At 75.7% G+C, this 1069-nt stretch carries 1 protein-coding gene; it reads left to right on the top strand.

Features of this window, described 5'->3' with window-relative positions; translation table 11 throughout:
• Nucleotides 1-60 precede the first annotated feature (60 nt).
• Nucleotides 61-1008, top strand: coding sequence for a PfkB family carbohydrate kinase (locus ABZ281_RS33345; RefSeq protein ID WP_356661607.1), 948 nt, complete (start codon nucleotides 61-63; stop codon nucleotides 1006-1008).
• Nucleotides 1009-1069: the final 61 nt, after the last annotated feature.

Below are 1069 nucleotides of genomic sequence, written 5' to 3'. Positions count from 1 at the left end.
GCGCCGTTGCCGAACGGGTGGCCCTCGGCGGGATGGGCGCCGGTCGCCCACCGCGCCGCCATGAGTACCGAGATCGACGTCCTCGTGCTGGGCGGCGCGGGTGTGGACACGATCGTGCACGTACCCGAGCTGCCCGTGCCGTTCGCGGACAGCCACATGATCCGGCCCGGGATCGTGACCCGCGCGGGCCAGAGCGGCGACTTCGTGGCCCTCGGGACGACCGCGCTGGGCCTGCGCACGCACCACCTCGACCTGCTCGGCGACGACCCCGAGGGCGACCTCGTCCGCGCGCTGCACCGGGAGCACGGCATCGGGCTCACCGCCGTCCCGCAGCCCCTCGGCACCAAGCGCGCGGTCAACCTCGTCGGCCCCGACGGCAGGCGGTCGTCCCTCTACGACGCCACCCGGGCCGCCGACACGGACCGGCTGCCCGAGAACACCGTCCGCGCACTCGCGGCCGTCAGCAGGCACGCCCACGTCGTCATCACCCAGCCGTGCGCCCACGCGCTGCCCACCCTGCGCGAGGCGGGCCTCACGATCTCCACCGACCTGCACGACTGGGACGGCTCCAACCCCTACCACGAGCCCTTCGCCCACCAGGCCGACCTGGTCTTCCTGTCCAGCGCCGCCCTGACCTACCCGGAGCGGACCATGCGGCGGATCACCGAACGGGGCCGGGCCCGCGTCGTCGTCGCCACCGCAGGGGCGGACGGGGCGTTCCTGCTGGCCGACGGGGAGCTCACCCACGTACCCGCCGTCGCGCCCCCGGCGCCGGTCGTCGACTCCAACGGCGCGGGCGACGCCTTCGCCGCCGCGTTCCTCCACGCCTGGCTGAACGGCACCCCACCCCGCCGCAGCGCCCTGCACGGCACCGTGGCCGGCGCCTACGCCTGCACGATCCCGTCGACCCGGGCCGCCGGCATCGGGCCGGAAGAGCTCCGCGCGGCGGTGGCGGCACTGGAGCGGCCCGAGCAGCCCGGCCCTTCCCGTGCTCCCGGCGACTCCTAGTGCCGCGACAGGCAACGTTCGCCCCGTCACGACGCCCGGCACGCTCCCCCAAGCTCTCGAC

Source organism: Streptomyces sp. NPDC006265 (genome assembly GCF_040613555.1).
Taxonomy (GTDB): Bacteria; Actinomycetota; Actinomycetes; order Streptomycetales; family Streptomycetaceae; genus Streptomyces.
Note: the sequence above shows the minus strand (reverse complement) of the source record. Positions and strands in the feature narration are given on the sequence as shown.